Source organism: Salinimicrobium oceani, assembly GCF_012037645.1.
The window spans coordinates 1-352 of sequence record NZ_JAAVJR010001154.1 but is presented as its reverse complement, the minus strand read 5'-3'; the positions used below and the strand labels follow the sequence as shown (position 1 = coordinate 352).

Genomic DNA, 352 nt, shown 5'->3' with positions numbered 1-352 from the left:
CCACGCCCGGCGTTGCTGTAACGACTTCCAAATTTGTGGTAGTGATGACTGTCATCTGTGGCGAGTCCGTAGAGCAGGGGCTTACCGGCCTGGATGTATGCGATATTCACCTCGTCCCACATTTCTTCGGTGCTGCTGTGAATGCTATCGCCGTAGTTGTTGACATAGGGATGCCCATTAAAGACCTCGAAAAATCTTTCGCCGTTTACCTGGATCACATCTTCAGCAGTAATTGCGTAGGTAAAATTGGGGTGGTTGAGGTGTTGGAGAATAGGCGCTCCTGTTCGCTCACTTTGCTCCTTAATTGCGTCCAGGTTATTCTGAATAAGTTCAACTATGGTGTTACCTTCAA

At 48.3% G+C, this 352-nt stretch carries 1 pseudogene; it reads right to left on the bottom strand.

What is annotated here, in order from left to right:
• Nucleotides 1-352, bottom strand: a pseudogene (locus HC175_RS21240) (histidinol-phosphatase); the annotation flags it as partial.